The organism is Paenibacillus oceani, assembly GCF_014705615.1.
Lineage (GTDB): Bacteria > Bacillota > Bacilli > Paenibacillales > NBRC-103111 > Paenibacillus_AB > Paenibacillus_AB oceani.
Window position 1 is genome coordinate 1 of the sequence record NZ_JACXJA010000079.1, and the last position, 8,610, is coordinate 8,610.

Genomic DNA, 8,610 nt, shown 5'->3' on the forward strand with positions numbered 1-8,610 from the left:
TCAATCTTCCTCCAACGGACATAGGTTGTCAAAGTTGAAAAACTAAGAATGAGCGAGAAAACAGGAGAAAACATTACTTTATAGTGGGAGTGTGGGGATGCGATGTCAGGAATACAAGCAATTGTGCTAGACTTGGATGGAACCTTGCTCGATAGCAGCAAATCCATATCTCCACGGAATTATCGTGCGGTTAAGCAGTGTTTTGAAGCCGGAATTCATATTATTGTCGCTACAGCACGACCGCCTAGAGTCGCTAAACATTTTATAAAAGATCTTCCGTTTGCAGAGTACCTTGTTTTCTACAATGGTGCCTTAGTGACAAACGAATCTAAACAAGTTCAGCGGCACATTTGTATCCCCGCAGAGATAAGCCAGCAGATTATTAAATTCATTGAGCTAAGCGAACCCCGCTCTACCATCTACTATGAAGTTAATGACTCCTGGTATACGTGCACACCGATTCCCGACTCCGAGTCCGCTAAGTTTGACGCCCGTTCGGGTGAATCTAGACCAGAGGTAGTCGACTCTAATTTTATCTATTCCCTATCTCCGACTAAAATTCTGGTTGTGGGTTACAGCTCATGGAAGGAGCTTGCCCGGCAATTCGGTAACCAAGTCAACGTTATCGTAACGGATGAAGGAGTACTGGTTCAAATTATGCATAAATCCGCTTCAAAAGAGGATGCCGTGCAGTGGGTTTTAAATGAGGTCGGGATTAGCCGGGACCATGTCATGGCATTTGGAGACGACTTTAACGATTTGGGACTTTTCCATAAGTGCGGATTTCCCATTGCCATGGGGAACGGGATAACGGAACTGAAAAACTGTGCAAAGTACGTTACTGAATCCAACGATAACGATGGTGTTGCAGTAGCACTTGAGAAATTTGTGCTGAATCAGGTAAATAATAGGTCAAGAAATAATTAGTGTTTTGTGGGTTATACCAATTACCGATAAAAAAGCATGCCTATTTTAAAAGAAGGCATTGATGCTTTTGACGCTTATATAGAAAAGCTGCAGCATTCCATAATAGATCCGACCCGTCCTTATTAGTAAGCAGAACAATATAACTGTAAGAGAGAGGTTGTGCTGCTGTGATCTGAAAGCTCCGTCCCTGCAGGTGTTTAAACCTATCCTACCACGTCCGCGTATTCAAAAGCGAAGCCGGGGTGACTCCGATCCAATATTTGAGCCATCTCCGGCTGAGTCAGTTAATAAATCAATAGAAGTAAGGAATAAATGTTTTGGTTTTTTTACGGTAACGCTCAAAATCATCGCCATACTTCTCAGCGAGGTGCTTATCCAGCATCGGAATGTTGTAAAACGCGAAGAAACAGAACAACCATAGCGGCACGAGCAATGCCCAGGCGTTCCATGCGACGAGAGCCAAAGCAAGCACCCATAACACATCGCCGAAGTAGTTAATATGGATCGAATAGCGGAAGTAGCCGCCTGTGTAGAGTTTTCCCTTATGTTCAGGAAGTTGTTTCCATTGATGACGAAGCCATTCGGCATGCGAATTCAGGAGGGAACCAAAAACGAAAATGACGACAAATGCAAGGTCCCATCCGTTTAAGGGCTTGTTATAAGTCAAACTGAGAAGAGGAATAACGATATAATACAGTGAAAAAGCTGCTGGAACACTAAACGCCTCCTGCCATGGCATAGGTCTTCTTAAAAGAAAAAACATCGTAAATTTCATCCGAACGAAAACAATTAAAATAAGGATGAATAGAAGCCAATTCCGTCCTGAGTCACCATTCGATAAATTCCAATGAAATAGAGCATGTAAGACCTCCGCGCCATCAAAAAAAAGCAGCCAGCCGGCAACTCCCAAAATAATCGTTTCTAGCGTGAGTAAGGTAAGGCGAGGATACCAATATCCCGTGTTTTGATTGTACAAAGTTTTCATGCTGTACCTCCGAATTATGAAATTATATGATGTTATATTTCAAAATAGATTATAGCTCAACTTTATTCGATTCGCTACATAATTTTGAAATTTGACAATCTTATTGTTTAAAATTATTATTTTGGAAAGTGGGGTGATAGCAATTGAACGGATTTGAGAGACGAACGGAGCACAAGAAGCAGCTCATATTAGCAATAACGAAAGAGAAGTTGCACCATGACAGCTTTCATACAGCGACGATTAAAGAAATAGCCAGGGAAGCAAGCGTATCTCAGGTATCCATTTACAATTATTTCGGAAGCAAGGACGAGCTCTTATTTGAAGCTATCGGCGAAATGATGGAGGAACAGTTGAAGGGATATGAGCATTTATTAGAAGATCAGATACCATACCCCAAGCTCATGTATACAGTAATGACGGAGGAAATGAAATTTGTTAAGGTCATTAATGACTGCATGAAGCAATCTGCTGATATTGCTGCGATGCAGGAGAGAATTGAGCGATTTCTGGAGATGAAGTTCATTCCATTTCTGCTGAAGCTTATACAGCGTGGGAGGGAAGAGCAATATGTGGCTGAGGGCTTGAGGGAAGACGAACTGCTCTTTTATTTCAACATGTACCAGAAAGCAATGAACCAGTTTCAAGAGACAGGCCGTTCCGATCATGCAGTTATTTCCGAAGAACGCTTTGTTCACTTTTTCTTCAAAGGTCTAATGGGCGATATGAGGGATTAAAGTCAGTGAGGCCCGCCCCCGAACGTCCGATAGAGCTGCTGACGATAAACAGTTACATTTTTGGCATAAGGTAAGACCCCGCCCGAATAGCGGATTCGGACGGTCTTTCTGTCTTGTTCAGGAGATGAGCTGAAACAGATCTGCTGGAGACAAACGACAAATACGAGCTGCTCATTTTCCTAATCAGTCCAGATCGGGGGGAAGAAAGAATGGGCCGTATTGGCAAAATACACGGTTCCCGCACTGGAGACAGAACCGATCGCGCCGGGGCTGCTAACATGGTTTAGCAGCCTATATAAGTCCCTGGTGAGCACTCAAGTGACCACGAACAGCAAGTTGCAATTCTTTTTTCACGCAAACCCGGAGACCCTAGGGTCTCCGGCTAGTTGACTTACATGTCCAGCATGCGGACGATGGCCGCGGCCGATTCCGCCCGAGTAGTCGAGGTCTTCGGCCGAACTCTATTATCGTTCATGCCGCCGAGAAGCGAATGCCGAGAAGCGACGTACGCCGCCCCCCTGGCCCAGTCCGATAAATCGGCGTCGTCCGCATAACCGCTGGCCGGCGCGGGGTCCGGAGCTGGTTTGCCCGAGGCTCGCACAACCATCGCCAGCATTTCCTCATGCGTGATGTGGTTCGACGGAAGAAACGTTCCGTCGGAATTACCCCTTACAATATGGAGCTGAGCCGCTTGAGCGACGGCTTTGGCCGCCCATGAAGGGATATCGCTTTGGTCCGTGAACGTTAGAGCAATGCCTTCGACATCCGGCTTCAAGGCCCGCATAAGCATCACTGCGAACTCCGCCCTTGTCACGCCCTTATCCGGCTTGAACGTCCCGTCTTCGTATCCGAAGACGATTCCCTGTTCGACCGCTTTAGTTATCTCAAGCTTAGCCCAATGGTCATCGATATCCGTCAACACGAGGAGGGGGGGCGGCGAGGCGCTGACGTTCACTTCGCTAATCGCCATGTAGCCGCCTTCGTCCGTCGATGCGATCACCTTGGTTTTGCCCGCCGACACGGCCGTTATGATACCCAAGCCGTTGGCGTGGGCGACATTCGGGTTATCGCTCTTCCAGTTAACTTTGCGATTGACCGCTTCGGAGGGAGCGACGGTAGCGGTTAGCGCCGTGCTCTGTCCGGCTTGCAGCTCGATCGACGGCTTATCCAGCGTCACGCTCGCAACTGGCGGCGTTCCGAGTGCGAACAGTCCGAAGCCGCTGGCAAACAGGGTGCCATCGGAGGAGAAAACAATATTCCCGTGGCCGCCGCCGCTGTTATGAGGCACTTCGGCTTTCCACCTGGCATTCCCGTCGACGGCGGCAATCGCGTACAAATATTGACCGTCGCTGCTGTAGACGTACACAAGCTCTCCTGGGCCGGCGACGATTCTTGTAATGGAATTGGTGAATCTGGTGATCCATTTCACGTCCATGGCCGTGTTCAATCCGACCAGCTTGCCATTGACGAGTCCGACGTACAATTCGCCGGATTTGCCGATGACCGGGGTCGTCGAAATGTCAGCGGATGCCTTATACTGATTTTTAACGGTCCCGTCCGGCTTGTAGGCCATAACAGTGTTTTTATTGGCAACGGCGTACACGGTTCCGTCGGAGCCGAGCGCGGTGCCGAAGAAGTTAGCAGAGCCGCTGCCGCCGCTCATGTCGCGTGACCATTTCAAGCTGCCGTCCGGCTTGACCGAGTAGAGACTCGACTTGCCGGTTACGGCGTACACCGTGCCGTCGGCGGCGACGCTGAGCGAATGCGGGAGCACCGAAGGCACATCGACCGACCGGATTATCGAACCGTCATCGGGGTCGATCCATACGATTTTATCCGAAGCTGCGAGCACAATCGTTCCATCTGGTAGGAAAGAAATCTTCCCCGTGATCGAACCGGAGTACGTCCATCCGACATGTCCGTCTTTGAGTATTTGCTGTAGTCCGTCTCCCCCTCTTGCAGCGTACAAAGTGCCATCCGGTCCGATTGTCGTGTCGTAATAGCCGTTGTCGGAGAGGAGGCTCCACAACAGCTTGCCGTTAGGCGCGATGGCGGCCAGTCCGTCACCGTCGGAGTATTTGTTCCAGCTTCCGACGTATAAGGTGCCGTCGGCAGCCAGACTCGGAGCATAATACGCTCCCTTGAGCTGGGAAAACTCCCAACGGCGCTCGATCAACGGAGCGTTCGCCAAGGACCCCGAAGGGAAATCGTCATCGGGATCGATCAATATGATCGGTACAGAGGGGATAGACGGGAGCGTCGGCTTAATCATCGGCTCCGCTGCCGAAGCGGTCAATGGCGAGGTGGCGAGTAACCCAAGTAGAAACATTAATGCAACCCTGCGTCGTCGTAACTTGTTCATGGAATTCCTCCAATGTCAATATATTCCGACAGGATTCGGATACTCAAATTATATGATTAGACGGTGTTCCAGCGATATGGAAACTGTTAAATTTCTTTTGTCTCCCGAGAGCGTTGCCACCCTGATCCGCAAGTAACGCTGCAAAAACGAAAGCAGCCGTTTGTTCCAATTGTGGGTAAGTAGCTTTTTATACTGTTTGTTTATGTGTTTGGCGGCGCAATCCAAACCGGTGCTTGTTGCCTGACTAGGCTCCAATCCTTGGTACACAAACTATTGTACACCGTCCAGACCCGACCGAGTGGTTGAAATAAGGGGTGCAAACCGCTTCTATTTGTCTCGGTTAGCCCAATATGCCGAAAATAAAGGGTGCCAAAGTGTGCCAAAGACTCATAAAAAAATAGACGAAGCCAAGCAAATGAAAAAATAAACAACGACGGAATGAAGCAATGAGGACGGTTGACAGCATGATTTCATATGTTACACTTGAAGTAGGATGACAGGTAACCCCTGCCATCCTTTTTAATTTATAGGACGCCAAGATCAAGCGATTGATCTGGCGTCCTTTTACTTGTGGAGGTGTAACATTTGAAATTGGCTTTTGAAACCATTACGAATCTAAGAAGACCTGCTTTCCGTTTTCCGTTCACCGTTTCACCGAGTGGGCGATGGTTGGCCTTTACTCTTACCGGTGTCAGGCCGACAGGATTATCCCCGGGCGTTTCATCCGACGTCGCCGGAAGCGTTCAGTGGCTGTTTGATTTAACTACCAACCGAGGAATCCCGATCATCGCTGAGCCGGGACGAAGCAGTTGGTCTGGAATATGGTCGCCGGTAGAAGATACATTGGCGTTTTATTGCGATCTGGGCGGGGAGGCCGGATTATGGTTATGGAGAGAAAACAGCGGTATAATGCGGCTTACCAGGCACGTGGTGCGTCCCTTTTTCGGTTTCGAATCACCGGTCTGGTCAAGTGATGGACGATTCCTCATTGTCAAAGTAATGCCATTGGAAGGCATCGATGATTCCGGGTTCGACTTCCCTACAGGTAATAACTTTTGCGCCAAGGAGACCATTTCAGTTTATAAAACCTTCAAAGCTGATGGCTCAAGCAGCGGGCCGCCTTCTGAGACATGGTTAAGCAGATACCGTGCGGAACTCGCCAGAATTGATTCTGTAACGGAGGAGTCACAAATCATTGCTGAAGGGCTTCATCCTTTAGGGGTTGCGGTTTCACAAGACGGTACACTTCTTGTTTTCGCAAATGCGGCGGGTCTCCAAAAAAACGCGGGACATCAACAAATGGCCTATGACTTATCGGTGGCGCCTATCCATGCAGCATCTGATGGAACTGCGCGATGTATCGCTAAGAACGTCTATTTGGAAGGACCGACATTTACTTGGTACGATTGCAGAACCATTGTGTATACAACAGCTGGCTCTCTAGCAGATGGAGCACTGTGGGCCGTTCACATAGACGGGAAATCTGCGCCCTATCCTATAGCATTTTCAGAACAAGTAAAGTTCAACAGGTATTTTGATCCTCCAATGATACTGGCTAACGGTGATGTTTTATTGGTGGCGAAGGGAGGATTATGGAGAATGATTCGAGAAACTGGTGAGCTGGTTCGTGTAATTCAAGACTGGGATCGTCAAATCATAGCCGTCCTCCCTATGGACCGATCCGGTATAGAGAATCACGAACATCCCAACGTGATTGTTCAAACGCGCGAACCTAAGAAAGAGAGGAATGGCTTCTACCGCGTAGATCTTTCAAACGGTCTGAAAGAGCTTTTGCACGAGGAGCCCCGCAAACATTTTCCGTGGTACATGGGAGGGACCGCCTATTCCAAGACAGCGCATAAAGAGAAGATTATTTACGCAGCTGAATCCGAGAACGAACCCCCGGCATTATACAGTCTGGACTTGCATACCAAAGAGGTACAAAAAATTGGGGCTCTCAATCCCGAGATCTGTCCGGAAAGCTTGGGAGCAGTCAGAACAGTTGTGTGGAAGTTTGGAGATCGAAAACGGAAAGGCATTTTGATGCTGCCAGCGGGACATAGCGGGGAGCTTGTTCCTGTGATCGTACGAGTTTACGGCGGAATCAAGCAGTCGGAGCAAATGCGATTTTTCGGATGTACACCTTGGTCGATTGATAATCATCATTTGTTTACCTCTCGTGGTTATGCAGTGTTTATTCCTGATTTGCCCATTTCCGGAAGCGAACCGGCTGATCGGATCAGGGAAGGACTTGATGCGGCCATTCAGGCGTTGGTTTCCCAACCGGAAATAGACCGGGAGAGAATTGGTATTATCGGTCACTCATTCGGCGGGTACACAGTTCTGGTAGGAGTGACGCGCTTAAAATGGTTTAAAGCAGCGGCTGTTTCGTCGGGATTCGCCAATTTGATCAGTTTGGCTACACACTTTGACCCGAAGGCTCCGGATGAATTTTATGTAAAGGTTGAAGGGGGGCAGTTGGCACTCCAAGAAACGATCTGGGACAATTATAAACGCTATGTTGCCAATTCGCCCCTGTTTGAGTTTGATGATCTTGATGCACCTGTCCTTCTACTTCAAGGGACAAGTGATCCGATTTGTGCTTCTCAGGCGGGACCGATTTATTCCGCGCTTCGCCGGTTGGGCAAAACGGCAGAGTTGGTTTTGTATAACGGAGAAGACCATTCGCCGTTGTATTGGAAAGCAGAAAACAAACGCGATTATTTGGAGAGAATCGTGAAGTGGTTTGAACAATATCTGTAATCGTGTGTAGCATTCAGGGAACGGGCAGTAAAGTTGATAAAGGAACTTACATCTAAATCTCGAATATCTGGTAGAATCGAAAACTAAAAAATTTGAGGAGAGACAGAAATTAGCTGCGATGATAAAAGGTTTCGGAGGAATTTTTTGGAGATCGAAGAATGTTGACGTTGTGAAAAAATGGTACAGCGAAGTGTTGAAAAATGGAACGGGACCGTGATCAAACCCCACAAGGAAATGAGACGATCTTCTCCTACTTCTCCGAGGATGACCGTTATTTTCCAACCGAACAACAAGTGATGTTAAATTTCCAAGTACATAATATGGACGAGACTATCAAGCACGTTGAACAAATGGGTGTCCCTCTTGCGAAGAACAAAGAGAGCAGTGAATTTGGAACGTTGATTTGGATTGAAGATCCGGAAGGTCGACTGATTGAGCTTTGGGAGAAGTAATGCTATTTGGCAAGCCGGGCAATAAGGTGCATTAGGCGATCCGGCAGGCGGCAGATGACCGCTCATAGAAAGGAACTCTCCGGAAGTGGAGGGTTCTTTTTTTATCACATATTTGCGGGGGGCGTCAGCTGAGCGGGTGCTCCACCATGTTGGTGAATCTGAGGAAAACATAGATGTTTTCTAAAAGGAGAAAAATGGTATTGTTGAAATGGAAAACGTTTGCTATTCTTAAAACAAGAATAAATCCTTTATTATAAGGTATTTATTTGAATGGAAAATTTTTTATTAGAAAACGTTAAACATGACTTATGCAGTTCAAGTCAGTAACTGGTAATCATAGTCATGCCGAAATTTTTCGAAAACATTTCAATAAATAAAGAAAAAATA

The 8,610-nt window shown here is 47.5% G+C and carries 5 protein-coding genes and 1 pseudogene; 4 read left to right on the forward strand and 2 right to left on the reverse strand.

Features of this window, described 5'->3' with window-relative positions; translation table 11 throughout:
• Nucleotides 1-102 precede the first annotated feature (102 nt).
• Nucleotides 103-927, forward strand: coding sequence for a Cof-type HAD-IIB family hydrolase (locus tag IDH45_RS33540; RefSeq protein ID WP_190932517.1), 825 nt, complete (start codon nt 103-105; stop codon nt 925-927).
• Nucleotides 928-1,219: 292 nt separating this feature from the next.
• On the opposite strand, the gene IDH45_RS33545 is transcribed toward IDH45_RS33540, so the two are convergent.
• Nucleotides 1,220-1,912: a DUF1295 domain-containing protein gene (locus IDH45_RS33545; protein WP_190932518.1), complete on the reverse strand. Its 693-nt coding sequence runs from the start codon at nt 1,910-1,912 to the stop codon at nt 1,220-1,222.
• A gap of 143 nt (nt 1,913-2,055) precedes the next feature.
• Between IDH45_RS33545 and IDH45_RS33550 the strand changes: the two genes are divergently transcribed.
• A complete protein-coding gene (locus IDH45_RS33550) occupies nt 2,056-2,646 on the forward strand; it encodes a TetR/AcrR family transcriptional regulator (RefSeq protein ID WP_190932519.1) in 591 nt (196 codons plus the stop codon).
• Nucleotides 2,647-3,037: 391 nt separating this feature from the next.
• Here IDH45_RS33550 and IDH45_RS33555 read toward each other — a convergent pair whose 3' ends face one another.
• Nucleotides 3,038-5,008 carry an S-layer homology domain-containing protein gene (locus IDH45_RS33555; protein WP_190932520.1) on the reverse strand — a complete coding sequence of 657 codons (1,971 nt, stop codon included), beginning with the start codon at nt 5,006-5,008 and terminating at the stop codon, nt 3,038-3,040.
• A gap of 585 nt (nt 5,009-5,593) precedes the next feature.
• Between IDH45_RS33555 and IDH45_RS33560 the strand changes: the two genes are divergently transcribed.
• Together IDH45_RS33560 and IDH45_RS33565 are read left to right on the forward strand one after the other, a co-directional pair.
• Nucleotides 5,594-7,771 carry a S9 family peptidase gene (locus IDH45_RS33560; RefSeq protein WP_190932521.1) on the forward strand — a complete coding sequence of 726 codons (2,178 nt, stop codon included), beginning with the start codon at nt 5,594-5,596 and terminating at the stop codon, nt 7,769-7,771.
• Nucleotides 7,772-7,889: 118 nt separating this feature from the next.
• Nucleotides 7,890-8,223, forward strand: a pseudogene (locus IDH45_RS33565) (VOC family protein).
• The last annotated feature ends 387 nt before the right edge of the window (nt 8,224-8,610 follow it).

Bases quoted from the DNA above. Each gene is read 5' to 3' on its own strand.
- IDH45_RS33545 (WP_190932518.1), bottom strand. From the start codon at position 1,912: ATGAAAACTTTGTACAATCAAAACACGGGATATTGGTATCCTCGCCTT.
- IDH45_RS33540 (WP_190932517.1), top strand. From the start codon at position 103: ATGTCAGGAATACAAGCAATTGTGCTAGACTTGGATGGAACCTTGCTC.
- IDH45_RS33555 (WP_190932520.1), bottom strand. From the start codon at position 5,008: ATGAACAAGTTACGACGACGCAGGGTTGCATTAATGTTTCTACTTGGG.